The sequence below is a fragment of the Erythrobacter sp. SCSIO 43205 genome (assembly GCF_019904235.1).
GTDB lineage: Bacteria > Pseudomonadota > Alphaproteobacteria > Sphingomonadales > Sphingomonadaceae > Erythrobacter.
The window spans coordinates 2,606,664-2,630,155 of sequence record NZ_CP063202.1; the positions used below are offsets into that span (position 1 = coordinate 2,606,664).

General features: G+C 57.6%; 21 protein-coding genes. 5 read left to right on the plus strand and 16 right to left on the minus strand.

Features of this window, described 5'->3' with window-relative positions; genetic code table 11:
* Positions 1-10: 10 nt before the first annotated feature.
* Positions 11-718 carry an arylesterase gene (locus tag INR77_RS12435; protein ID WP_255573776.1) on the minus strand — a complete coding sequence of 236 codons (708 nt, stop codon included), beginning with the start codon at positions 716-718 and terminating at the stop codon, positions 11-13.
* A gap of 95 nt (positions 719-813) precedes the next feature.
* Between INR77_RS12435 and INR77_RS12440 the strand changes: the two genes are divergently transcribed.
* Together INR77_RS12440 and INR77_RS12445 are read left to right on the plus strand one after the other, a co-directional pair.
* Positions 814-1,548 (plus strand): ABC transporter ATP-binding protein, encoded by a 735-nt coding sequence (locus tag INR77_RS12440; RefSeq protein WP_223071350.1) that lies wholly within the window; start codon positions 814-816, stop codon positions 1,546-1,548.
* Positions 1,545-4,094 (plus strand): ABC transporter permease, encoded by a 2,550-nt coding sequence (locus INR77_RS12445; protein ID WP_223071351.1) that lies wholly within the window; start codon positions 1,545-1,547, stop codon positions 4,092-4,094. Before INR77_RS12440 ends, INR77_RS12445 begins: the two co-directional genes overlap by 4 nt.
* A gap of 34 nt (positions 4,095-4,128) precedes the next feature.
* Here the strand turns inward: INR77_RS12445 and INR77_RS12450 are convergent, their stop codons facing one another.
* The 3 genes from INR77_RS12450 to INR77_RS12460 form a co-directional block, all read right to left on the minus strand.
* On the minus strand, positions 4,129-4,590 hold the full coding sequence (locus INR77_RS12450; RefSeq protein ID WP_223071352.1) for a DUF805 domain-containing protein: 462 nt from the start codon (positions 4,588-4,590) through the stop codon (positions 4,129-4,131).
* 96 nt (positions 4,591-4,686) lie between these two features.
* Positions 4,687-5,154: an RDD family protein gene (locus INR77_RS12455; protein ID WP_223071353.1), complete on the minus strand. Its 468-nt coding sequence runs from the start codon at positions 5,152-5,154 to the stop codon at positions 4,687-4,689.
* A gap of 147 nt (positions 5,155-5,301) precedes the next feature.
* Complete coding sequence (locus tag INR77_RS12460; protein ID WP_223071354.1) at positions 5,302-7,920, minus strand: TonB-dependent receptor; 2,619 nt, start codon at positions 7,918-7,920, stop codon at positions 5,302-5,304.
* Between the two features lie 388 nt (positions 7,921-8,308).
* Between INR77_RS12460 and typA the strand changes: the two genes are divergently transcribed.
* On the plus strand, positions 8,309-10,141 hold the full coding sequence (gene typA / locus INR77_RS12465; protein ID WP_223071355.1) for a translational GTPase TypA: 1,833 nt from the start codon (positions 8,309-8,311) through the stop codon (positions 10,139-10,141).
* Positions 10,142-10,154: 13 nt separating this feature from the next.
* On the opposite strand, the gene INR77_RS12470 is transcribed toward typA, so the two are convergent.
* Positions 10,155-10,853 (minus strand): TIGR02594 family protein, encoded by a 699-nt coding sequence (locus INR77_RS12470; protein WP_223071356.1) that lies wholly within the window; start codon positions 10,851-10,853, stop codon positions 10,155-10,157.
* 238 nt (positions 10,854-11,091) lie between these two features.
* Here INR77_RS12470 and INR77_RS12475 point away from each other — a divergent pair, with 238 nt between their 5' ends.
* Positions 11,092-11,901 (plus strand): hypothetical protein, encoded by an 810-nt coding sequence (locus INR77_RS12475; protein ID WP_223071357.1) that lies wholly within the window; start codon positions 11,092-11,094, stop codon positions 11,899-11,901.
* Between the two features lie 3 nt (positions 11,902-11,904).
* Here INR77_RS12475 and bchJ read toward each other — a convergent pair whose 3' ends face one another.
* The 3 genes from bchJ to INR77_RS12490 form a co-directional block, all read right to left on the minus strand.
* Positions 11,905-12,642 (minus strand): bacteriochlorophyll 4-vinyl reductase, encoded by a 738-nt coding sequence (gene bchJ, locus INR77_RS12480; protein WP_223071358.1) that lies wholly within the window; start codon positions 12,640-12,642, stop codon positions 11,905-11,907.
* Positions 12,632-14,257, minus strand: coding sequence for a magnesium-protoporphyrin IX monomethyl ester anaerobic oxidative cyclase (gene bchE, locus INR77_RS12485; protein WP_223071359.1), 1,626 nt, complete (start codon positions 14,255-14,257; stop codon positions 12,632-12,634). Before bchE ends, bchJ begins: the two co-directional genes overlap by 11 nt.
* Positions 14,258-14,755: 498 nt before the next feature.
* A complete protein-coding gene (locus tag INR77_RS12490; protein WP_223071360.1) occupies positions 14,756-15,544 on the minus strand; it encodes an SDR family NAD(P)-dependent oxidoreductase in 789 nt (262 codons plus the stop codon).
* Between the two features lie 136 nt (positions 15,545-15,680).
* On the opposite strand from INR77_RS12490, the gene INR77_RS12495 reads away from it, so the two are divergent.
* Entirely contained in the window at positions 15,681-16,085 is a 405-nt protein-coding gene (locus tag INR77_RS12495; protein WP_223071361.1) for a VOC family protein, read from the plus strand.
* Positions 16,086-16,231: 146 nt separating this feature from the next.
* Here INR77_RS12495 and INR77_RS12500 read toward each other — a convergent pair whose 3' ends face one another.
* From INR77_RS12500 to INR77_RS12535, 8 genes are all read right to left on the minus strand, one after another.
* Positions 16,232-16,864 (minus strand): response regulator transcription factor, encoded by a 633-nt coding sequence (locus INR77_RS12500; protein ID WP_223071362.1) that lies wholly within the window; start codon positions 16,862-16,864, stop codon positions 16,232-16,234.
* A gap of 183 nt (positions 16,865-17,047) precedes the next feature.
* On the minus strand, positions 17,048-17,785 hold the full coding sequence (locus INR77_RS12505) for a proteasome-type protease (protein WP_223071363.1): 738 nt from the start codon (positions 17,783-17,785) through the stop codon (positions 17,048-17,050).
* A 33-nt stretch (positions 17,786-17,818) separates the two neighbouring features.
* Positions 17,819-18,628, minus strand: coding sequence for a transglutaminase family protein (locus tag INR77_RS12510; RefSeq protein WP_223071364.1), 810 nt, complete (start codon positions 18,626-18,628; stop codon positions 17,819-17,821).
* Between the two features lie 10 nt (positions 18,629-18,638).
* On the minus strand, positions 18,639-19,583 hold the full coding sequence (locus INR77_RS12515; protein ID WP_223071365.1) for an alpha-E domain-containing protein: 945 nt from the start codon (positions 19,581-19,583) through the stop codon (positions 18,639-18,641).
* 31 nt (positions 19,584-19,614) lie between these two features.
* A complete protein-coding gene (locus tag INR77_RS12520; protein WP_223071366.1) occupies positions 19,615-21,066 on the minus strand; it encodes a circularly permuted type 2 ATP-grasp protein in 1,452 nt (483 codons plus the stop codon).
* 119 nt (positions 21,067-21,185) lie between these two features.
* Positions 21,186-21,971, minus strand: coding sequence for a triacylglycerol lipase (locus tag INR77_RS12525; protein ID WP_223071367.1), 786 nt, complete (start codon positions 21,969-21,971; stop codon positions 21,186-21,188).
* Between the two features lie 117 nt (positions 21,972-22,088).
* On the minus strand, positions 22,089-22,874 hold the full coding sequence (locus tag INR77_RS12530; protein WP_223071368.1) for a triacylglycerol lipase: 786 nt from the start codon (positions 22,872-22,874) through the stop codon (positions 22,089-22,091).
* Positions 22,875-22,917: 43 nt separating this feature from the next.
* Positions 22,918-23,490: a DUF3617 domain-containing protein gene (locus INR77_RS12535; RefSeq protein ID WP_223071369.1), complete on the minus strand. Its 573-nt coding sequence runs from the start codon at positions 23,488-23,490 to the stop codon at positions 22,918-22,920.
* Positions 23,491-23,492: the final 2 nt, after the last annotated feature.

Genomic DNA, 23,492 nt, shown 5'->3' on the forward strand with positions numbered 1-23,492 from the left:
CGCACGGGGATCAGCTATCCGCTTTCTCAGGCAGTGCCGCCGCCACCTCATCAACGGTAGAGGCGACCAGCGCCTCAATCCCTTCAGCGGTCGGGTGAATCCGGTCGCTTTGGAAAAGCTCTGGCTTGGCATAGATATCCTCCAGCCAGAAATCGATCAGCTCGGTATCGAACTGCTCAGCCATATCGGCATAGATCGCATCGAAGGCGGCGCTGTATTCGGGGCCATAATTAGGCGGCGAGCGCATCCCCATGATGAGCACTGGCACTCCCGCTTCGCGCAAGGTGGTCAGCATCGCTTCGAAATTGGCGCGCGTTTCCTCTGGTGAGATGCCGCGCAGCAAATCATTGCCTCCCAGTTCGAGGATAAACAGATCGGGCGTCTCTTCTTGGCCTTCGAGGATAAAGGCGAGACGATCACGCCCAGCGCGGCTGGTGTCGCCGGAAACCCCTGCGTCAATCACCCGCGCATTGATCCCGCGCGCGCGCAATGCGCCTTCCAGCTTTTCAGGATAACCGTCGGGTTCGGGCAAGTTGTAACCTGCAAAAAGGCTGTCTCCAAAAGCGACAATTCGCACCTCTTCGCCCATCACGGGAACCGGCATTGCGCCCTCTTCAAATGCTGCCCCATCGCTCGCCTCTGGTGCCTCCTCAGCGGGCCCATCGCCACCGCAAGCGACCAGTGCCAATGCCGCCACGGGACCCAGTATCGTTTTCAAACGTAGTGCGTTTATCTGCCAGAAGCGCATAGTGATCTGCGAACCTTATCAATTGGACCTTGTGTGCCCATCGCCCCTATCCCATTTGGAGCCCCATGACAAAAGCCTCTTCTGCGCCCGCCCCTTATGCCATTTCTGCGCGCGACCTCACCCTCACGCTTGGATCATCCAGCGCTCCTGTCGAAATCCTGAAAGGCATTGACCTTGATATTGCGCAAGGTGAAGTGGTGGCGCTGCTTGGCCCATCGGGTTCAGGCAAAAGCTCGCTTATGGCGGTGCTTTCCGGCCTCGAAAGAGCAAGCGGCGGATCGCTTACCGTAGCGGGACAGGATTTTGCCTCGCTTGATGAAGATGGTCTTGCCGCCGCGCGTCGGGGGCGGATCGGGATTGTGCTGCAAGCCTTTCACCTCCTGCCCACCATGACAGCGACCGAAAATGTGGCGACCCCGATGGAATTGGCGGGCAGCAAGGACGCATCCCCCCGCGCCCGTGAGGAATTGACCGCCGTTGGCCTTGGCCATCGCACCGACCACTACCCGACACAGCTTTCCGGCGGCGAGCAGCAGCGCGTTGCCATTGCCAGAGCCATTGCGCCGCGCCCGACACTGATCTTTGCCGATGAGCCCACCGGGAACCTTGACGCATCGACGGGGGAGGAAATTGTCGACCTTCTCTTTGCCCGCCGCGCAGAAACGGGAGCAACCTTGCTTATCATCACCCACGACGCCAGCCTCGCCGAGAAATGCGAACGCGTGCTGACCATGGCGGATGGTGTGATTGTCTCGGACCGCCGCACGAATGCTTCTGCCGCTGTTGAGGCCGCAGAATGAGCGTGGCTGGCACTGGCTCGCATGGGCTTAGTTGGGGCGATGCGTGGAACATCGCCCGGCGCGATCTGAACGCGCGGTTCAAGGGGCTGCGGCTCCTTCTCGTCTGCATCTTCCTTGGCACAGCGGCGCTGGCGGCCATCGGCACTCTTACGGCATCGATTGAGCGCGAGCTTGAAAGCTCCGGACGCGAACTGCTTGGCGGCGATCTTGAAGTAGAGGTCTGGCAGCGCGACCTGACATCCGATGAATTGGCGACTTTGAGTGGATATGGCGAACTGTCGGGCGGATACCGCCTGCAAGCCATGGCAAGCACCGACGATGCCGCGGCCCCGGTGGAGCTGAAATCGGTTGAAGCAAATTACCCGCTTTTCGGCGCGCTCACTCTAACCGACGGTACCGAGGCCAGAGCGCCCACCGGCAACAACGCCTACCTTGCGCAAGGGGCATTGGACCGCCTTGGCATCGAAGTGGGCGATAATTTCCGCGTGGGCACCATGACCATGGTCGCAGCCGGTGTAATCGCAAACGAACCTGATCGCCTGTCCGAAGGTTTTCAGCTTGGGCCGACGGTAATCGTTGCCAAAGACGTGCCCGTTGATGCTGGTCTGCTCCAACCGGGATCGCTTTATCAAAGCAAATACCGCATCGCTTTTGACAACGCCGGGGCCGATCCCGAAGCGGTCGAGGAAGCGCTGACCGAAGCGTTCCCCAACGCAGGGTTTGATTTCCGCAACCGCGACCGTGCATCGCCCGGCGCGGATCGGTTTGTCACTCGGATGAGCGACTTTCTGACGCTTGTCGGGCTCGCCGCTCTGGTGATCGCAGGGATCGGGATTGCGGGAGGCGTGTCTTCCTATCTCGATCAACGCCGCGCGAGCATCGCGACATTGAAAGTGCTCGGCGCATCAAGTCGCGATATTGTCCGCATTTACGCGCTGCAAATCGCGGTCGCAGCCCTTGTGGGCAGCGTCTTGGGCCTTGCCACCGGGGTTTTGGTGACGCCGTTTCTTGGCATGGCGTTGGAGGGGCTCCTCCCGGTCGAAGGGGGCTTTGTGATTGAGCCTGCGCCGCTGCTGCTCGCGGGTGGATATGGTATTCTCGTCGCTTTTGCCTTTGCCTCTGCCCCACTTTTGCGTGCGCGTTCCTTCCCGGCCATGGCGCTGATGCGCAGCCGCATTGTGCCACTGTCGCGCGACAAACGCGCGCTTATTGCCACCGCGATTGGCCTCGTTGCGATCTGTGCGCTGGCGCTTGTCACATCAAGCCAAGTGTTTCTTACCGCAGGCTTCCTTGTAGGCGCTGGCCTTGCGCTTTTGGCCCTCGCCGCGCTTGGTCTTGGCCTGCAATTTACGGCGAGGAAACTGCCCCGCCCGTCCAATCCGCTCCTCCGCTCTGCGCTCGCCAATATCCACCGTCCCGGCGCACCCACCAGCGCGCTTGTGACAGCGCTCGGGTTTGGGCTTGCCGCCTTCGTTCTGCTCGCCGCGATCCAAAGTGCGATTGACGGCAATATCCAGAGCCGCGTGCCGCAAGAGGCGCCGGATTATGTCGTCATCGACTTAGCGCCAGAAAACGAGGCGCAGTTTACCGAGCTTGTCACCTCCTCCTTCCCCGAGGCGGTGGTGCGCACGGTCCCGACCATGCGCGGCGCGGTTCTCGCCTTTGGGCCGGAAGGCGATATGCAGCGCACAGCCGACCTTGAGGAAATTCCGGAAGGCGCATGGGCGCTTCGCGGAGAGCGCGGCATCACCTATTCCGACACCGCCCCCGATGGCAGCCGCGTTGTAGAAGGATCGTGGTGGAGCCCGTTCCACGATGGCGAGCCACTTGTCTCCATCGACAAGGAATTTGCCGATGCCGCGGGGCTGAAAGTGGGCGATATGCTGACCATGGGTATCCTTGGCCAAACCCGCGATGTGCGTATCGCGAACTTACGCGAGATCGACTGGGAAACCATGGGGTTCAATTTCACCATGGTCTTTTCGCGCAACGCTATTTCCGACGTACCGCACAAGCTTTCAGCGACCATTGACCTGCCCGATGGAGCTGGAACGCAGGAGCGCGCCGAATTGCTGCGCGCGATGGTGCGTGAATATCCGTCAAGCTCCGTCATCGAAGTGGGCGATGTGCTGGTTCAGGCCGCCACATTGCTTGAACAAGTGGGTCTTGCCACCCTTGCCGCTGCTGCTGTGGCGGTGCTTGCCGGCCTCGCCGTGTTGATGGGAGCCATCGCAGCCGCCCGCGCAGCGCGGACTTATGACACAGTTGTTTTGAGAGTGATGGGCGCAAGCCGCAGGCAAATTCTCGGCCTGCAACTGGCAGAATATGGCCTTATCGCGGGCGCTCTGGCGCTGGTGGCACTGGCGCTTGGCTCCGGCCTTGCGTGGGTGATTATTACCCAGCTGTTTGAATTTGACTGGTTGCCCGATTGGGGCGTGGTTTTGGCCGTGCTCGGCATGGGGCTGGCGATGGTGGTCGCCTTTGCGCTTGGCGGGTCGCTCCCGCTGCTGCGCGCAAAACCTGCACAGGCGCTAAGGGAGCTTTAGAGCCCGCTTAGCGCCCGCGTGGATTTAGATCGGCTTATTCAAAAACCTCGGTGCCGTGTGGGTCTTTGGGGTCTGGGCCAAAGCGGTTCGCGCCTTCGGTTCCCGGCAGAGCCATCACAACGATAAAGCCGATTGAGATAAGAAATCCAATCAGCGGAATCATGCCGCCAACGATGAAGCCAAGATACCACCAGCCTGACATATCGCGGTCGTGCAGCCGCCGGACTGTCACCGCGATGCTGGGGATCAAGACGGCAAGCGCAAAGAGGCCGTAAAGGCCAAGTCCCGCCATTCCCAGAGTGCCAACCCCGGCAAACGGATCAGCATCCACTGCCATTGGATCGGCAACCGATGCGCTCATGATCGAAAAGAATGTCGGGCCTGCAAGGATCATGCTCACAATCGTCGTGAACAGGATAAACATCCAAAACTCTTTCCGGCGCGAGCGACCTGAAAACTGCGCATAGCGCTTAAGCGGCAAAAACATCCATTCCATTATTTGATCCCCTCTTCGTGTGTGGTCGCTCCTGATCGACCGTTGAAACTAACCCTTGTGGCGGCAAGCCACGCTTCTCAGCGCAGCCGCACTCCCCTATTCAAAAACTTCCGTGTCAACGTGGGTTTCACCCGGTTTCGCCTGCAGAACCAGAGTGCTGCAGATCAAGTCATGGAGGCCCTGCTTGCGCCCGGTGAATGCCACCATGATAAAGCCGATAAACAGGATCATCCCTGACACAATCTTTGCAAAATAGCGCCCCACAGCACGCAGCGGTGTGATCTTGCGACCATCAAGGTCGGTCACGACCAAGCCAAGCGCACTTTTCCCCGGTGTCGCTTGTTTGGCAGAGCTTTCGAACCCCGCGAAATAAGCAACGCCCAAGATAATGAGCACGATGTTGAGAAGGGGCGATGTCGATTCCGTGTTGGCGGAAAAGCCGGTCGCGCTGGTGTCCGTCACTGTATCGCCAAAGGCAAATACGAGCGCGAATTGCACGATCATCAAAATGACGAAATCGATCAGATAGGCAACGACGCGAAGCCAAAAACCACCGTAATTCATGAGATTGCCCCTAACCGTGTGCGGCTTGCGAAACTACACGAGCACGTGCCCATGACAAGCGCGCCTTTTATGGCGTTCCACGAAAAAGCCCCGCCTTGCGATAATTCTCGCAAGGCGGGGCCAATTCTTTAGAGCTAATCGCGAAGATTAGAATTTGTAGCGAACAACACCGCCATAAGTGCGCGGTTGGTTCGGGTAGCCCAGAACCGTGCCGTTTTGCGCAACGCCGTCAAAGATGGTGAGGATGTACTCATCATCAAACAGGTTGCGGGCATAGGCGCCCACTTCAAACCCGTTGTTAAGAGCCAGCGTGAGCGAGGTGTTCACGAGGTTCACTTCACGGGTGAAGTTGTTCGGGCCAAATGTAGGCAGGCCGTTGTTGATCGCTGTGTTGCTCTCGTGGTTGTAGTCAACACGGCTGATAAGGCGCGTGCCGCTGTCCCACTCGTGCGTGTAGGTGAGGCTTGTTGCGATCGAGAACTCTGGAATCCCTGCAGGGCGAACGCCAGTGAGATCGCCAAGAACCGAACCCGGGAAGCTGTCAAACAGCGGATCGAGATAGGTCACTGCGAAGGTGTAGACGAGCCCGTCAACAGGGTTGACCGTCGCGTCGAATTCAAAGCCTTTGACTGACTGCTTACCTGCGTTGCGCAGAGCAAAGCCGGTGCCGGTGAAAGCAAAGCTCTGGAAGCCTTCGATTGCCTGGTCGAACAGAGCAAGGTTAAAGCCGATGCCCTCGAATTGAGCCTTAAGGCCGATTTCGTAGACTTCGGTTTCCTCTGGCCCTGCAAAACGCGAACCCGATACGAGGTTTGGCACGGCCAGACCTGCGTTCAGAATTGGCGAAGGTGGTGCAAGGATGGTCGAATTGCCCGGTCCAGCGATAAAGTCGGTGTTGATCGGACGGCTGTCACGCGACAGGTTGATCGAGCTTGCTTTAAAGCCGGTTGCATAGCTTGCGTAGACGTTGATCTCAGGCGAAATCTGATACGAAGCGCGCAGCAGATAAGTGAACTTGTCGTCACGCGTACGACCGTCTTCGACGGCATTGGGCACACCCAGGAACGGCGGGATGAACTGGAACGGCTGGAGAGCCAGCAGTGAGTTCTGAGCCGGGTCTTGCGCCGCTGCGGCGATACCTTGGAAGAACGGAGCCGTGTTTGGATCGGTTGCAAAACCATTGATGACTGCAGGTGTCACCTGGCTTGGCGGGATAGCCAAAGCCTGAGCGATGCCGCCAACGATGAATGCATCAACGAGGTTCACGTTGGCCAGCGGGTCAAACGAAGTCTGGCTAAGCGCAAAATCCTTCTTGTCGTCGGTGTAGTTACCGCCAACTGTAAAGACGAGCCCGTCAACAGGCTCAAAATCGATCGTACCAAAGATCGACCATGCCTCGTTGTCGAAACCGAAGTTCTCATCGCTGAGCAATGCGGTGGTGAAGATGCTTTCCTGAGGAAGACCCAGCCCTGCTTCGACCTGGTTGAACAGGCTTGGTTGTCCTGTCAGCACCGCCACCGGATCAGCACCGGCGAGCAATTCGAAAAAGTCGCGGATCTGTGTTCCGTTTTGCAACTGGCTTTGCTGCGAGATAGATTCATCGAAGTAGAAAGCGCCAAGCAGGAAGTTCACAGGACCGTCGAAATCGGACGCAACGCGGAATTCCTGAGTGAAGGTTTCAACCTTCTGGTCGCGCACTTCGGTGGAGTTATCGACGCTTGAGAAATCGATATCCGACTGGAAGAAGTTTTCCAGCTCGCGATAGGCCGTGATCGAGGTGAAGCTAAGCGGGCCAGTGGAATAATCCACCTGAACCGAACCACCGTAATTGTCGACTTCGTTGGTTGGCACGATGTTGAGGAACGATTCACGCTCGAAAAAGTCCGATGGCGGGCTGAACTGTCCGCCAAGGCCAACAATCGCGCCTGCCGCAGGACCAGCGATCAAAGTGCCGACAGAGCAGCACACTTCGTCAATTTTCGAATAATCGACAATTGCGCGCACTTTGAGGTCAGAATTTGGCTCAAGCAGCAATTGACCGCGCGCCGACCAGCGGTTGCGGTCGTTGATGTCTTCATTGAGGTTGACGATCTCGCCATAACCATCGCGGCGCTGGTAGCTGCCGTCGATCGAGAATGCGAGCGTGTCGCTGATCGGGCCAGTGACGTCGCCTTTCAGGACAATGGTGTCATAGTTGCCGTAAACCGCCTCGACACTGCCGCCGAATTCGAACTGCGGTTCACGAGTGACGACCGAAATCACACCGGCTGATGCGTTTTTACCGAACAGGGTGGATTGCGGGCCGTTCAACACTTCGATGCGCTGCACGTTGGGAAGATCGGACAGTGCCGCAGCAGAACGCGAACGGAACACGCCGTCAATGAACACGCCAACCGATGGTTCGATACCAAAGTTGTTGTCGCCGTTACCAAAGCCGCGAATGATGAAAGTCGAAGCCGACGATGTCTGCAGCTGGCTTACGCGAAGGGACGGGGTCACGGTTTGCAGATCAAGAACGTCGCGGATTTGCGCATTCTCAAGCGTTTCACCAGTGGTGACGCTAACCGAAATCGGCGTTTCCTGAAGTGTTTGCTCGCGCTTGGAAGCGGTCACGATAATGACATTGCTGTCCGTGTCTGCACCAAGTTCAGGGCCGTCTTCGTCCTGCGCAAAAGCAGCGGTTGGGGCGGTGATGGCAAAGCCAGCTGCGCCTGCCAAAAGTGCAGTGCGCAAAGGGGTGGCTATGCCTGTGGCATATGAACGCATGGGGTATTTCTCCTCGTCTCTCTCGTCAAAGCGTCGGCTGGTTGTTCGGCATCCCCAGATACCTTTCGGGCCTGTTCGCTTATGAACGTGGGGTTTGATCTACTCGCTTGTTTACAAGCCCACAAGCGCTCAAACGCGCGATTCTCGCCCGCAAACCTGAGCGTGTTGCTAAGGAGTCACACATAAATCGCGCACCGCAACGCCAGCTCTTTTGCACAGCAAAACGTTTCACAAAGTGGGCCGACGCTGCGTCAAGCTGCGTTTACATTGACGCAAAGCCTATCACTGCTTCACCCACAGGCGCATTATTTACGGACTTGTTGCGACGCAGCATAGCGTCTAAGGGCACGCTAAATTTCCCCTATTTTTCTTAAAAACGAGAACTCTTATGTCGCGCGACCTGCGTAATATCGCGATTATCGCCCACGTTGACCATGGTAAAACCACGTTGGTTGACCAGCTTTTCCGCCAATCCGGCACCTTCCGCGACAACCAGCGCGTTGAAGAACGCGCGATGGATTCTGGCGATCTGGAAAAAGAGCGCGGGATCACCATCCTTGCCAAATGCACCAGCGTCGAGTGGGAGCATGATGGCACCACGACGCGCATCAATATCGTCGATACGCCCGGCCACGCCGACTTTGGCGCCGAGGTTGAGCGCATCCTCAGCATGGTGGACGGCGTTATCCTTTTGGTGGACAGCGCCGAAGGGGCGATGCCGCAAACCAAATTCGTGACCGGCAAAGCGCTTGCCCTTGGTCTTAAACCGATTGTGGTCGTCAACAAGATCGACCGTCCCGATGGTCGCCCGCAAGAGGTGCTGGACGAAGTGTTCGACCTCTTCGCATCACTTGATGCAAGTGACGAGCAGTTGGACTTCCCCTCGCTCTTCGCCAGCGGCCGCGATGGCTATGCAAGCGATGACGAGAACGCACGCGAAGGCGATCTCAACCCATTGTTCAAGCTTATCACTGAGCACGTGCCTGCCCCCGGCCTTGATACCACTGGCAAGTTCAGCTTCCTTGCCACCTTGCTCGACCGTGACAATTTCATGGGCCGCGTTTTGACGGGCCGCGTTCAATCGGGCACGCTTAAAGTCAACGATCCGATCCACGCAATCGACATGGACGGCAATGTCGTCGAAGTGGGCCGCGCAACCAAGCTGATGAGCTTTGACGGATTGGAGCGCGTTCCTGTTGAAAGCGCGCAAGCGGGCGACATTATCGCGCTCGCCGGCCTTGAAAAAGCGACCGTTGCCAACACCATCTGCGATCCTTCGGTGAAAGAACCCATCGCAGCCCAGCCGATTGATCCACCAACACTTGCCATGCGTTTTGCCGTCAACGACAGCCCGCTAGCGGGCCGCGAAGGCGATAAAGTCACCAGCCGCATGATCCGCGACCGGCTTTTCCGTGAGGCCGAAACCAATGTCGCCATTCGCATTACCGAAAGCGACGACAAGGACAGCTTCGAAGTTGCTGGCCGGGGCGAACTGCAATTGGGCGTTCTGATTGAAACGATGCGCCGCGAAGGGTTCGAGCTTGGCATCAGCCGTCCTAAAGTGCTTCTGCGCGAAGAAGACGGGCAGAAAATGGAGCCCTACGAAACCGTCGTGATCGATGTGGACGATGAGCACTCGGGCACGGTGGTTGAGAAGATGCAGCGCCGCAAAGCCGACCTTACCGAGATGAAACCATCGGGTCAGGGCAAGACCCGCATCACTTTCTCCGCGCCGTCACGCGGCCTCATCGGCTATCACGGCGAATTCCTGTCCGACACGCGCGGCACCGGCATTATGAACCGTCTGTTCGAGAAATACGGCCCTTACAAAGGCCCCATCGAAGGCCGCAACAATGGCGTGCTGATCTCCAACGGTGACGGCGAAACCAATGCTTATGCGCTTAATATGCTGGAAGAACGCGGCGAATTGTTCGTTGGCGCTTCGATGAAGGTGTATGAAGGCATGATCATTGGCGAAAACGCCAAGAATGACGACCTTGAAGTCAACCCGATGAAAGCAAAACAGCTCACCAACATCCGTTCAAGCGGTAAGGACGATTCCATCCGCCTGACCCCGCCGCGCCGGATGACGCTGGAGCAATCGATTGCTTATATCGACGACGATGAAATGGTCGAAGTGACCCCGCAATCCATTCGCCTGCGCAAAACCGCACTCGACCCCCATGAGCGCAAGCGCATGAAGCGCGCAAAAGCGAGCTAACCAACGCTCTCGCTTACGCCTCGTTGCGCGACAATGCGTGAGAGTTACGCGCAACCCTGAACACATCAGGCTCAATCGGCGGCGGCACGGTTGAGGGCCAGCGCGCACCAATCAGGCGATCCTTTGCGATCCATGCGAAATTGACCATGTCCGACTGATTGCCGCCAAGCACCCGGTAAGCGCCATCGTCCTCGCCGGCGTAAAAGCCAACGTGGCCCTTCCACCCGCTGCGCGAACCACGCCAGAAAACCAGAACCGCGCCCATCGTCGGTTCAACAGGTATGCCAAAGCTGCTCCACCGCCGCGCGGTAAGCGGGCTTGAGGGCAGCGGCTCCAGATCGAGCGTCGAGCCGATACAGTGGGCAACAAACAGGCCGCACCACGGAATATCGTCGCTGCGATAGGGGATGCCGCGATCATCGGCCCAGTCGAGAATGGTGCGATTGCTCGCAGGGCCCGGCACCTCCTTGGTGCCATATTGCCTTGCAGCCTCTTCGTACCAGACCGTCATCGGCTTATCCGAGACATCAAGATCGGTGGCAGCCACCAGAGCAGCGGCGGTGAGCGGCCCGACCACCCCATCAGGATCAAGCCCGCTGGCAATTTGAAAGCCCCTGACAGCATCTGCGGTTCGTCGCCCCCATATCCCATCAATTGGCCCCGGCTTGTAACCAAGACGCGCCAGAATTTTCTGCACTTCAAGTGTCGTCATATTTCCCCCCTGTAATTCAGTACTATCATCTGCACCCGGCCAGATAACGAAGCGAACTTCGCCCCAAATAGTCACTGCACAGCGTCTTTCATAAAGCAGGAGGGCAACTTCACACGTGCAAAAAGCCACACCTAACCTTGGCTGAGCTTAGTAGGGTGGCCCCAGCTTTCGCGAAAAGTGTCACCTGTATTGCCAATCGGGTGTCTTTTTCGCGCGCAGGGGAACAGGGGGACATCTTATGACGATGGATAGAGCGCCAATATTTGCAAGTCTCGCAAGCCAATTGCCCGGTGTGTGGAACATTGATGGCAATATCGCGGCTCTCGATGCAATCATCGACAGCTGGGAAGCTACCAACGCGCCTGCGGACATCGAATACACATTCCCGGTGGCAGCCATTGATGCGACGCTGCTCGCGATGGTGTCGTCCAAATCTGCCGATGAGCTTGAGCAATGGGTCGCCCCCTTGCAGGGGGCTTGCGCAAAGTATGAAATCACGACCATTCGCCGCGTGGCCGCGTTTATCACCACCCTCGCCCACGAAGCCGGCTTCAAAGTCGGCGCGCGCGAGAATATGAATTATTCGGCCGAGCGCCTCAGCCAAGTGTGGCCCCATCGTTACGGGCGGCGCGGCCCCAACCAGAAAGCGCGCAGCCTCCACCGCAATCCTGAAGCCATCGCCAATGACGTTTACGCAAACCGCATGGGCAATGGCCCTGCATCCTCAGGCGATGGCTGGCGTTTTCGCGGGACCGGCCCGATCCAGCTGACAGGCCGCAACAATTTTACCGCATTCGCAGACCATCTCGACATTTCGCTCGAACAGGCCGAGGCGCTGATCCTGACGGTTGAAGGCGGCATCCAGTCTGCGGCGTGGTTCTGGGACGAGAACGACATCAACCGCCTCGCCGATACGCCCGGCATTGCCGATGAAACCCGCCGCATCAACGGGGGCACCAACGGCATCGCTGATCGCAAGCGCAAGTTTGACAAGCTGGTCGATGAATTGCTGGAGCGCGAACGCGCGGTCGAGGGTGAGTTTGGCTAGTGGCTAACGGCTGCGCGTAATCAAATAGTCGCACATCTCAAGTTCAGCCTCATCACAACCACGCACTTCGCAATGGCAATCGGGTGCGATAAGCCGCTGATACAATCGTTCAAACACGCCTGCATACCAATGAAACAGCGATTGGGCTGGCAATGTCGCATCGCCCGCCGCGCGCCGATCAATCCTGAAGCGCCAGCCGCCTGTGAAGGTGAAGCGCCCTGCCCCGACGAACGTCCACGCATGGCGACTGATCGCTCGCATCAGCAGAGGCGCTGCGAGGCGTGCAGGAAGAATCTTCAACACCCGCGCTGCCAATTTCGGAATGCGATGGGCGATAATGTAATCGCCCGTGCGCTTTGCCGCTTCCCCAGCGATCTCGAAACACGCAAAGGGCTCACGCGCGGCGAGCCAGCGATGGAGGCGCAAAGCGTCCACTTCGCTCACCATTGCATCGCCAGTGGGCACCGCGTCGATCTGCGCATTTGAAAAGACCGCCGCGACCGCATCTTGATCAAGCAGCTCGCGCATAACCTCAACGGCATGGATGAGAGCATGGGGCCCAATCTGTGCCAGCGCTTCGTCCTCATTAGAGGATAGGGGAGGAAGCGAAAGGGATGGAACCGGGTCGGTGGGAGCGTGCTTGATGGGAGCGGGCTTGATGGGGATAGGCACGCCCGGCTCAGTCGCAACCTTGCCCTGCGTCACCTCCTGCGCCGCCAGAATGGGGGCCTCAATCAACATCGATGCGGTCCCTTTTGCGTTCTATCGCACGCTGCACCCCGCGCTCTTTCATTTGCCTGCGCACCGCCTCGCGCCGCGCCTTCGCCTGCGCGGCCTTATCGGCATTGGTCTGCCAATCGGTCGCAGCGTCCGCTGCCACCTCGCGGCTCTCATCAAAGTGCCAATCGAGCTGTTTCTTGGTCTGAGGCCCCCAATATCCGGCCTTGCCAAGGTCATAGAAAGTCCGTTTGAAGCCAGCTCGAAGGAAGGCGTAGAGGCAGCCCAGCAGATACCGCCGCCTGAAGCCTGTGCCGCGCCATGGATAATGGAACAGCGCCTTTTGCATATAAAAGCGTCGGTAGTTCTTCATCACCCCATCCAGCAGCTCCCCGCGCTCCATCGCATCGGGTTTCATGATCGGGGTCACAAAGTTGTATTTGGAGAAATCGTGGATCTCGACCTGATCCTTGATCTCCTCAAACAGCGGAGTGAACGGCCAGGGCGTATACATCGCCCAATTGGCCAAATCCGGCTGCCAATCCCACGCCATTTGATACGTCTCTTCGAGCGTTTCGGGCGTCTCATTGTCGAGCCCGACGATAAACTGTGCTTCGACAAAGATGTCCGCCTCGCGAAGCAGGCGTATCGCGTTCTTGTTCTCGTCGACCTTGGTTTCCTTGTTAAACCGGTCGAGCTTCATTTGCGCCGCCGCCTCTGTGCCAAGGCTCACGTGCACAAGCCCCGCCTCGCGATAGAACGGTAAGAGTTCCTTATCGCGGTAGATGTCCGTCACCCGCGTATTGATGCCCCATTTGACCTTTTCCGGAAGGCCGCGGTCAATCAACTCCTGGCAAAATTCGACGAATTTCTTGCGGTTAATTGTCGGCTCTTCATCGGCGAGGATGAAAAAGCCCACGCCGTGCTTCTCATGCAATTCCTCGATCTCATCGACCACATCCTTGGGGTCGCGGATGCGATAGTCGCGCCAGAACTTCCACTGTGAGCAGAACGAACAGGTGAACGGACACCCTCGCGCCAGATTAGGGATCGCAACGCGGGTGCCAAGCGGCAGATAGGTGTAAAGGTTCCAGTCGAGCACATCCCAATCGGGTTTGAGCGTGCTCATATCCTTGACCGTATCGGCGGCAGGAGTTGCCACAATCTTGTCGAGTTCGCGGTAGGCAAGCCCCTTGATCTTGGCCCGGTCACGCGGCCAGCGACCTTCCTTTATCGCGCTAAAAAGCTCAACCGCGATCTCCTCCCCCTCACCGCGCACGATAACATCGATATGCGGCGCTTCGGTGAGGACTTGTTTGTACATGAAGGTCGCGTGCACCCCGCCCAGCACACGGATGGCGCCGGGCGCTTTTAAAGCCGCGATTTCAAGGATGCGCTCTGCGGCATAGATCGACGGGGTGATCGAAGTCGTCCCCACCACATCGGGCTGCAATTCCTCAATCCGGCGTGCGAGTTCATCATCATCCACCCCTTGCGTCATCGCATCGATAAAGGTGATATCGGTAAACCCAGCGCGCTTTAGCGGCCCGGAAAGATAGGCGACCCATGCAGGCGGCCATGTGCCCGCAATCTCTGCGCCGCCGGACCGGTAATTGGGATGAACAAAGAGAATTCGCATAGCGCCACAAGCCCCCTCAGGCTGTCTTCATATCTGCGATCCCATCACAATGGCTACGGGGGCGCTAGGGCCAGCGCATTGATTTGAGTCAAAGGGGTGGGGAGGTCTTTGCGCGCTCCATTCGTCATCCATAGCCTGGCACCGTCATCCTGAACTTGTTTCAGGATAACCCTCAAAACTTGGCGTAAAGCCGATGGTGTTATCCTGAAATGAATTCAGGATGACGAATACGCCCCCCCCCCGCTGCGACTAGCAAGCAAGCTTGCAAGTCTCGCTGCCCCTCACGCAAACGGGAGGGGGTGGGGGCGGGCTTTGTCCGACCGAAGTTGGCCATCAAACGAGCCTGATTTTCCTACATCGCTTGTCGCTGCTAGCTTCGCTTTGCACCCTTTCGTGCGTCACCGCGTGGGCGAGGTTTGTTGAGCGCCCCCTCCCGCGAGTGTTTTATCAACTAACCTCACTCTGAGCACCTGCGACTCGGGGCCTTCGGGTTCCCGCTCAGCCTGCCAGATTGGGCTGGCCGTTGCTCGCGCTCACTCCGCCGTCGACGGGCAGGTTGACGCCGGTGATGAAGGCGGCATCCTCGCTTGCAAGGAAGGCGGCAGCAGCGGCAATGTCCTCAGGCTCGCCAATGCGGCCAAGCGCCACGCGGTTCATGAACGCTTTCATCGTATCCTCATTCGACAAAACGCCGTCCACCATGTCAGAACGCGTGATCGACGGGTTGATCGCATTGACCCGCACGCCCTTGGCTCCGATCTGCAAGGCAAGCCCGCGGGTCAGGTTCGTCACCGCACCTTTGGACGCGTTGTAGATCGGCAGCATACTATCGCCGCCAATGCCCGACACGCTGGAGATATTGACGATAGAACCCCCACCCGGCATCGCGCTCTTGATCAGATGTGGGATGGCTGCGCGGCTCAGATAGATGACCCCCTTCACATTGATGTCGATGATGCGGTCGATCTCTGCATCGTCAGTCTTGTGGAGCAAGCCCCCGCCGCCAACGCCGGCATTGTTGACGAGGCAATCGAGCCCGCCAAAGCGTTCCACCGTCTTGGTGATGATTTCATCGGCAAAGTCCGACTTTGACACATCGCCCGGCACAACCAGAGTGCGGTCTGCATCAAGGGTTTCGGCCACCTTGGCACATTTGGCAGCATTGCGCGCGTTGATGACGACATTGGCGCCTTCTGCGTGAAAGCGCCGCGCAATCCCTTCACCGATGCCGCCAGAGGAGCCGGTCACGATTACGGTCTTGCCTGCAAAGCGCTGTGGATGGGTCATGGGATCGGTCCTTTGTGAGTGCGTCAGATTGGAAGGAGCGGTCTATCGCACGGCCAATCGAGCGCGCAAAGAGCCAAAGTTTTGCAGCGATGGGGTATCAGCCTATGCTCGCCGCTCAGCGCAAGGACACAGCATCATGGACGAGGCGAAGCAAACAGACGCAAAGGGTGCGCGAGTGACGGGATTGGGCGGCGTGTTTTATGTCGCAAGCGACCCGGAGGCGACGCGGGCATGGTATCGCGACAAGTTGGGCGTGGGCGGTGAATATGGCCCGCAATTTGCGTGGGCGAACGATCCCAAGCCGAACCCCTATTCGCTGGTCAGCCATTTCAAGGATGATGAATATATCAAGCCGGGCAAAGGCGGTTTCATGATCAATCTGCGCGTCGATGATCTTGATGGCTTTGTGGAGCTGCTCAAATCACGCGATGTCGATGTGCTGGGTACAGCCGATGAAGGCTATGGCAAGTTCGCCTGGATCCTCGATCCCAACGGCGTGAAGATTGAGCTTTGGGAACAAATAGCAGAGGAACTTCCCTGAACAAGGAACCCATGAGGGTGCTGAACGGAACACGGCCCCAACATCGGGAGCGATGTTGAGGCCGTGCGGGTACCAAGGGCGGGATGGCAGCGCCCTTCTTGGGGTCAGGGGGACAGTTGGGCAAAAGCCCTTTTATGAGGCTGCCATCAAGCGCTCATCTGAGGTGAAATCTGCGGCTCCAGCTTGGCTTCCAATTTGAGCCGCACCGCTTCGGCCGCGTGGCGCGCGCCAAGCTTGTGCATCATATTGGCCCGGTGAATTTCCACCGTTCGCGGACTGATCTCAAGTTCCCGTGCGATCACTTTGTTCGAGCTGCCCTGAGCGAGCCATTCGAGCACTTCGCGTTCGCGCACCGAGAGGCTGGCGATACGGTCGCGCGCTTCGATCATGCGCCGGCGAGCAGCACCAAAAACTTCGGCTTCTTTTTCGATCCGTGAAAGGCACCTTTCAAACCGATCTGGATCAAGTGGGAGGGAGAGATAATCAAGCGCCCCCGCTTTGATCGCCTCTACAATCCGGCCTGGACGCGGGTCTGTTTCGACAGCGATTAAGGGCAACCAGATGCCCAATCGACTGAGCCGATCGAGGATCATTGAGACGCCGCCTTGATCAGGCAAATCGCGGGCAACAATGATCCCTTCGCGCGGTGGGTGAATGGATAATTCCGAAATGTCGCCATACACTTCTGAATGGTGGCCTAGGGAAAACCCTATGCGTGCCAATTCAGCGCGATGACGGCTATTGGAATCGATGAAATGGAGTGTGGCTTTGCGTGACATAAATATGGTGGTGGCCCCACCAGAATTATTATTCACGCACGTCTAACCCCGATATGGAGTCATACCTTCCGGAAAACCCCCAAAATGTTGATTCCCCCTAGGTTATTCCCTCCAATTCGAACCAATTGACTGCAACCAATCTGGGGTTATCTGCGTGTTAGCCACTTGCTCTTACGCGCGGCTCTATTTCGAATCGAGTGAATAGTCAGGAAGCGATTCGAACGCAGATTTGAGCGCATCGCCCCAATTGGACGAAATTGTCCTGAAGTATTCATCATCCTGAGTGATCCGGCGTTCATGCGTGGCGGCAAATTCATCCTTGCCAATCACCATCAAATCAAGCGGCAGCCCGACCGACAGGTTCGCCTTCAGGGTGGAGTCAAATGACACCATCAACAGCTTCACCGCATTCTCAATGCTCATATCGCGCTCATAGCCGCGGATGAGAATGGGGCGGCCATATTTCGTCTCACCAATCTGAAAGAACGGTGTGTCCGAGCTTGCCTCGATAAAATTGCCTTCCGGATAGATCATGAACAGGCGCGGTTCCATCCCGGCGATCTGTCCTGCGAGAATGATCGATGCGGTAAAGCGCGAGGTGGTGTTGTTATCCTCCTGCACTTCGCGGATGGTCTGGCGCAGCAGCTTGCCGATCTCGGTTGCCACTGTGAACATGGTTGGCCCGTTCAAAAGCGTCGTCTCGCGCTCATCAGGTTCCTTTGTGCGCTCTTCAAGCTTGCTGACGACCGCCTGTGTCGTAGCAAGATTGCCCGCAGTCATTACCGCGATCATCCGCTCGCCGGGCACTTGCCATGAAAACATCTTGCGAAACACAGAGATGTTATCGACCCCCGAATTGGTTCGGGTATCGCTCATCAGGACAAGGCCTTTATCGAGCACCATGCCAACGCAATAGGTCATTTAGGTCGCTTTCTAATCTGCCGGACTGATCGGCTACTGGTTTTGCTGTTCAACTTCGAGATTGACGGTGAGCATTTGCTCTGTCGCCCCAAAGCTGATGCCAGTCACCGGCGCTGCATCGCGATAATCGCGGCCCGTTGCAACCCTGACATAGCGCGGATCAGGACTTATCCCATTGGACACATCAAAGCCGACCCAGCCAAGTCCATCCACGTGAGCCTCAGCCCAGGCATGGGTTGCCTCTTGCTCGATGCGGTCATTCATCATCAGATAACCAGAGACATAACGCGCCGGAATATCGAACAGGCGTGCCAGACCGATGAAGATGTGCGCGTGGTCCTGACACACGCCCTCGCCTACAACCACCGCCTCTTCGGCCTTGGTTGCAACGCCTGTCGCGCCTTTCCCATAAGCAACCCGTTTTGCGACATGGGCTGACAATTCGTGGAGGAAATCGACACCCGGCTCATCAGGCTTGCCGATTTCGCGCGCAAGGTTGTGCATCTGTAAGCCCGGACGCGTCAGATCGGTTTGGCCAAGAAAGCTCCACAGGGGCAAATGCCCTGAATGCTGACCGATCACGCCTGCATGATCGCTCGTCTCAACTTCGCCCTTGCACGTGACCGTGACCTCTTTTGCCCCCGGCTCGACACAGATGAGCTTTACCGAGTTGAAATTCTGGTCCTCATATTCGAGTTCGCAGTGAGCGTTCTCGTAAAGCATTTCCCAGTCAAGGATGGTCTGCCCTTGCGTTTCCTTAGGCACGAGCCGCAAGCGTTGAAGCGCGTGCACGACGGGCTCCTCAAAGGCGTAGTGGGTGGTGTGACGGATCGCGAGTTTCATTTGCTATGCCTCACGATAAGAACCTGTAGTCTTCGATGATCGCCTCACTGATCGCGGCGTTGTGCGCTTGGAACTCCATCAGGAACTCGTGCAACCCCTGTTCAAAGATCGCATCGACGCTGAGGCCGGAAATATCGCTTTCCTTTGCGGCAAGAAGCGCGCTGCATTTGCCTTCGCGGTCGTGGATTTCAGCGAGCTTTTGCAGGTGAATGCGCACCGCGTTGCGGCAAAAGGCAAGGCTGCGCGGGAAGCGGTTGTCGAGCACGAGAAACTCTACAATCGATCTGGCATCAATATTGCCGCGGTTGATCCAGCTGAAACTGCTGACCCCTGCAACCGATCGCAGCACCTGCTCCCACTGCCCGGTGTCAAGGCTTGAGCCGACATAGGAGAGCGAGGGAAGCAGAAGATAATACTTCATATCAAGGATGCGTGCGGTGCTTTCGGCGCGTTCAATATAGGTGCCTGCGCGGCCAAAGTGGCGGCCCTCATCGCGCAGGATCGTGCAATCCATCGCGCCATGCACATGGGTGCCAGTGCGCCTCAAGCGTTCAAGCAGCCCGCCAAGTGCGGTCGGGCTGACCGGTCGCGAAAGCTGTTTATCCAGCCATATCCAGTTTTCATTGACCGCTTCCCACACCTCGCTCGAAAGGCAGGTCCGCGCGGTTCGGGCATTGTTGCGCACCGCGCGCATCATCTCGCGCACATTGGCAGGATTGGCTGGACTGCGCAGGACAAAATTCCAGACACTTGCCCCTTCATAGTCGTCATGCTCGGCCTCAAACGCATCTTTGAGCCCAAGCGTGGAGATAACCGAACGCCATTCATCACGCGCGGTTTCGACATCGCGGGTCAGCGCCATGCGCAGCCCTGCCTCAAGCAGGCGCGCGGTGTTCTCTGCCCGCTCAAGATAGCGGAACATCCAGAACAGGCCGTTGGCGGTGCGGCCTAGCATGAGCGTGCTCCTGTGATGCGAGAGCCAGCCATCAGCCCTGAAGCACCCATGTATCTTTGGTCCCGCCGCCTTGCGAGCTGTTCACAACCAGCGACCCTTCTTTAAGCGCCACCCGCGTCAGTCCGCCCGGCGTGATGTCGATGCCATCGGGCGACACAAGCACGTAGGGGCGAAGGTCCACGTGTCGGGGCACAAGGCCTTTGTTCGTGTAAATCGGACAGGTTGAAAGCGAGAGCGTTGGCTGAGCGATGTAGTTTTCAGGACTTGCCTCAAGTTTCGCTCGAAACTCTTTAACCTGCTTCTTGGTCGCGGTTGGTCCGATCAACATACCATAGCCACCAGAGCCGTGGACTTCCTTCACCACCAACTCTTCCAGATTGTCGAGCACATAAGCTAAGCTGTCCGGGTCAGCGCAGCGCCATGTCTCGACATTGGGCAGAAGCGGCTTTTCCCCGGTATAAAATTCGACGATCTCAGGCATGAAGGAATAGATCGCCTTATCGTCCGATACGCCTGTGCCCGGCGCATTGGCGATGGTTACACCGCCCGAACGATACACATCCATGATGCCCGGCACGCCCAATACGCTGTCAGGATGGAAGGTCAGCGGATCGAGATATTCATCATCCACGCGGCGATAGATCACATCAACCGGCTCAAACCCGCGTGTCGTGCGCATCTGCACCCGGCCATCAATTACGCGCAGATCTGAACCCTCCACCAATTCAGCGCCCATCTGATCGGCAAGAAAGGCGTGCTCGAAATAAGCGGAATTGTAGATACCCGGTGTCAGCACTGCGACGTTGGGTTTGCGCCCGCCGCTTGCATCAAACTTGGGCGGTGCACAGGCCGCCAATGAGCGCGCGAGGCGGCGCGGATAATTGGAAACGGGTTCAACCTTGATCTTGCTAAACAGGTCCGGAAACATCTCCATCATGGTTTCGCGGTTTTCGAGCATATAGGATACACCAGAAGGCGTTCTCGCATTGTCTTCGAGCACAAACCATTGGTCAGGTCCGGTGCGCACCAGATCGATCCCGACGATATGGGTGTAAACCCCGCCCGGTGGTGCCATGCCGACCATATGCGGGAGCCATGCATCGTTTTCGCGAAGCAGCCTTTCAGGCAAGCGGCCTGAACGGATTATCTCTTGGCGGTGATAAAGGTCGTAAAGGAAAGCGTTGAGCGCCCTTACCCGCTGCTCAATCCCGCGCGTCAGGCGGCGCCATTCGTCCGCCGTGATAATGCGCGGCACCATGTCAAACGGGATCAGACGCTCTTCTGCCTCATCCTCGCCATAAACATTGAAGGTGATACCCGTGCGGCGAAAACTTTCATCCGCCTCGCGGTTCTTGCGTTTGAGAAAGCCGGGCTCTTGTCCAGCGTACCATTCACCATAAGCAGCGTAAGCAGGCCGTGTCGATCCGGCCTCATGCCTCATTTCATCGAAATGGCCCGGCGTGTCGGACACGCTTTGTGTCATGCTTCCCCTTGCGCTTTGCTGCACTTGCGAAGACGTGAGAATACATATCGCGCAGCAAAAGGGAAGCTAGACCTTGGAATTTATGGAAAAAGCGGCGAAACCCGCGCGATTGCCCGCGCTCAAACGGAAGCCGCGCGCTCTAATTCTGCGAGCACAGCCTGAATGGATTGAGGGGCATAGGCAAAGCCGCAATGCGTAACTTTGACAGCGATTGCCCGGTCCCGCTCCCCCGGCAGACCAGAGGCTGCGTGCGGGGCAATCATCCCATCGTCAGGGCTCCACATGGCCACAGTTTCAACTGGCGGCTTGGCGCTAAGATCAACGTCAATCGGAGGCTCATCAACCCGATGGCCGGTGACCGCCTGATAAATGCGCCAGACATTGTTTGCCCGCGGGCTACCTGAAAAGGGCGAACCCATGGTAATGACCTTCGACACCAGGCCCGGATACCGCTTCGCCAGTTCGCGCGCATACAATCCGCCAAGGCTCCACCCCAGCAAGACGACAGGTTCCTGATAACGGTCACACACCGCGATAAGCCGTGCTTCGAGCGTTTGCAGCGTTTCTTCCGCAACGCCCCAATTGCGGCCCAGCCCCCACTTCTTGGTCTTATGTCCAGCCGCCTCAAGGTTGCGCGCCAAGAAACGCATTTGCGCAGGGCTGGCGCCAAAACCGGGCAAGAGAATGATCTTTTGCGGCCTTGTCGCGGTCTGCACGTCAAATTTACGCACTGACCTTAAAATCGGTTTGAACAGCACCTCAAGCTCAGCCACCATGCGGCGAAAGGGCGGTTTGCCCACCTCTTCATCGGGGTAATGTCCCCGCGCAAGCGCGATGCGATTGGCAAGCTCGCTTTCGCCAAAACGTGCCTTGGAGGCGGCAAAAAAGGTTTCAAGAGATGTCATTAAAGCTTCATGTCGCCATCAGGTTGAATGCGAAGTGAAGCAAAACTGTAACATTGAAAGGCGCATCGACCAATACACAAACGCTAAGGGATTTTGCGCGTTGAGAGAGGCGAAAGCTTACATCGCTGGCGCTCGGTCGAGTTCGGCAAGGACTGCCATGATCGCTTTGGGATCATAGGTGAAGCCGGCATGGGTGCACCGCAGCGCTATAGCGCGGTCGCGTTCGCCCGGTTTGCCAGCCGCGCTGCGCGGGCCGATGGCGCCATCATTGGGGCTCCAGAAAGCGATGGTTTCAACCGCCGGCTTTTCCGAGGCGTCGGTATCGATCCCCGGCTCATCAACGCTCTCACCCGTGATGACCGAATAGAGCCGCCAGATATTGTTGCTGCGCCGGGAACCGGAAAAAGGCGAGCCCAGTGTAATGACTTTTGAAATGCAGTCAGGGTGCAGCTTGGCAAGCTCACGCGCGTAAAGCCCACCAAGGCTCCACCCGACGAGCGCGACCTGGCCGCCGCTTTTTTTACACACATCAAGCAGCCTTGCCTCAAGGCCCTGCAACGTTTCTTCCGCAACGCCCCAATTGCGCCCCTGCCCCCAATCCTTGGCCGTGTGCCCCGCCTCTTCAAGCAATTGCGCCATATAGCGCATTCGCGAGGGGCCATGGCCAAAGCCGGGGAAAAGGATCACGGTCTGAGGGCGTTCAGCTTTGGGCAAATCGAACTTGCGCAACCACCGGCGCGCAGGTTCGATCAAAAGGTCCGCCTCGCCCATGAACTTCAAGAAGCTGGGCTTGCCCATCTCCTCTTGCGTGTAGTCGCCAGAGGCCAATTGGATACGGCGCGCAAGCTCAGTCTGCGTGAGAGCCGCCTTGGATGAAGCCAGAAAATGTTCGATCTTCGACATGGCCGCTCAAACTTACAGGCGAGGCGTGAATAGGGTGTGAAGCCTATTCAGGGCAGTCACCCACACGTTTGCCCGCCGCTTTTGCATTGATTTTCATCGGGCCCATTTCCGATCCGTCCATGGAAATCTTCATCTCCATCGAATAGCTCGTCTCATCGTAAGACCCGGTGTTGGTGATGGTTGCTGTGCCCGACTGAGGATCTTTGCACACCATCGCCATGTCAATCGAGCCACCGCCAAATTCGAACTTGGAATATTCGCAGTCCGCCGCATCGCTGCCGGAGAACATTTCTGCAGCCGGCTCTTTGGCTTCGTCCTCGCTGATACATCTGTCGGTTGTCGTCTTTTGCCCGCGCATCGCATCAAGCATAGGCCCGACCATGCCGCGCGCTTCTGGTGGCAATTGGCTGTCATCAAATTCGATATCGACAAATTCGACCGTATTTTCCCATTGGCCCGGAGAGAGCGTCAGGTCAGAATTGGCGAGCACGCTTTCCACCTCGTCCTGCGTGATGGTGCCATCACCATCGGCATCGGCTTCCGGTTCGGTGCTGCACGCGGCAAGTGCGATTGCTGATGCAAGCGCGCCTGCGCCCACGAATTTGATGATCGACATTT

Excerpts from the sequence above, each read along its gene's own strand:
- INR77_RS12535 (WP_223071369.1), bottom strand. The coding sequence starts at position 23,490 with ATGTCGATCATCAAATTCGTGGGCGCAGGCGCGCTTGCATCAGCAATC.
- INR77_RS12495 (WP_223071361.1), top strand. The coding sequence starts at position 15,681 with ATGGACGAGGCGAAGCAAACAGACGCAAAGGGTGCGCGAGTGACGGGA.
- INR77_RS12460 (WP_223071354.1), bottom strand. The coding sequence starts at position 7,920 with ATGCGTTCATATGCCACAGGCATAGCCACCCCTTTGCGCACTGCACTT.
- INR77_RS12500 (WP_223071362.1), bottom strand. The coding sequence starts at position 16,864 with ATGTCACGCAAAGCCACACTCCATTTCATCGATTCCAATAGCCGTCAT.
- INR77_RS12445 (WP_223071351.1), top strand. The coding sequence starts at position 1,545 with ATGAGCGTGGCTGGCACTGGCTCGCATGGGCTTAGTTGGGGCGATGCG.
- INR77_RS12505 (WP_223071363.1), bottom strand. The coding sequence starts at position 17,785 with ATGACCTATTGCGTTGGCATGGTGCTCGATAAAGGCCTTGTCCTGATG.
- typA (WP_223071355.1), top strand. The coding sequence starts at position 8,309 with ATGTCGCGCGACCTGCGTAATATCGCGATTATCGCCCACGTTGACCAT.
- INR77_RS12450 (WP_223071352.1), bottom strand. The coding sequence starts at position 4,590 with ATGGAATGGATGTTTTTGCCGCTTAAGCGCTATGCGCAGTTTTCAGGT.
- INR77_RS12455 (WP_223071353.1), bottom strand. The coding sequence starts at position 5,154 with ATGAATTACGGTGGTTTTTGGCTTCGCGTCGTTGCCTATCTGATCGAT.
- INR77_RS12525 (WP_223071367.1), bottom strand. The coding sequence starts at position 21,971 with ATGACATCTCTTGAAACCTTTTTTGCCGCCTCCAAGGCACGTTTTGGC.
- INR77_RS12440 (WP_223071350.1), top strand. The coding sequence starts at position 814 with ATGACAAAAGCCTCTTCTGCGCCCGCCCCTTATGCCATTTCTGCGCGC.
- INR77_RS12470 (WP_223071356.1), bottom strand. The coding sequence starts at position 10,853 with ATGACGACACTTGAAGTGCAGAAAATTCTGGCGCGTCTTGGTTACAAG.
- INR77_RS12515 (WP_223071365.1), bottom strand. The coding sequence starts at position 19,583 with ATGCTAGGCCGCACCGCCAACGGCCTGTTCTGGATGTTCCGCTATCTT.
- INR77_RS12475 (WP_223071357.1), top strand. The coding sequence starts at position 11,092 with ATGACGATGGATAGAGCGCCAATATTTGCAAGTCTCGCAAGCCAATTG.
- bchJ (WP_223071358.1), bottom strand. The coding sequence starts at position 12,642 with ATGTTGATTGAGGCCCCCATTCTGGCGGCGCAGGAGGTGACGCAGGGC.
- INR77_RS12520 (WP_223071366.1), bottom strand. The coding sequence starts at position 21,066 with ATGACACAAAGCGTGTCCGACACGCCGGGCCATTTCGATGAAATGAGG.
- INR77_RS12510 (WP_223071364.1), bottom strand. The coding sequence starts at position 18,628 with ATGAAACTCGCGATCCGTCACACCACCCACTACGCCTTTGAGGAGCCC.
- INR77_RS12490 (WP_223071360.1), bottom strand. The coding sequence starts at position 15,544 with ATGACCCATCCACAGCGCTTTGCAGGCAAGACCGTAATCGTGACCGGC.
- bchE (WP_223071359.1), bottom strand. The coding sequence starts at position 14,257 with ATGCGAATTCTCTTTGTTCATCCCAATTACCGGTCCGGCGGCGCAGAG.
- INR77_RS12530 (WP_223071368.1), bottom strand. The coding sequence starts at position 22,874 with ATGTCGAAGATCGAACATTTTCTGGCTTCATCCAAGGCGGCTCTCACG.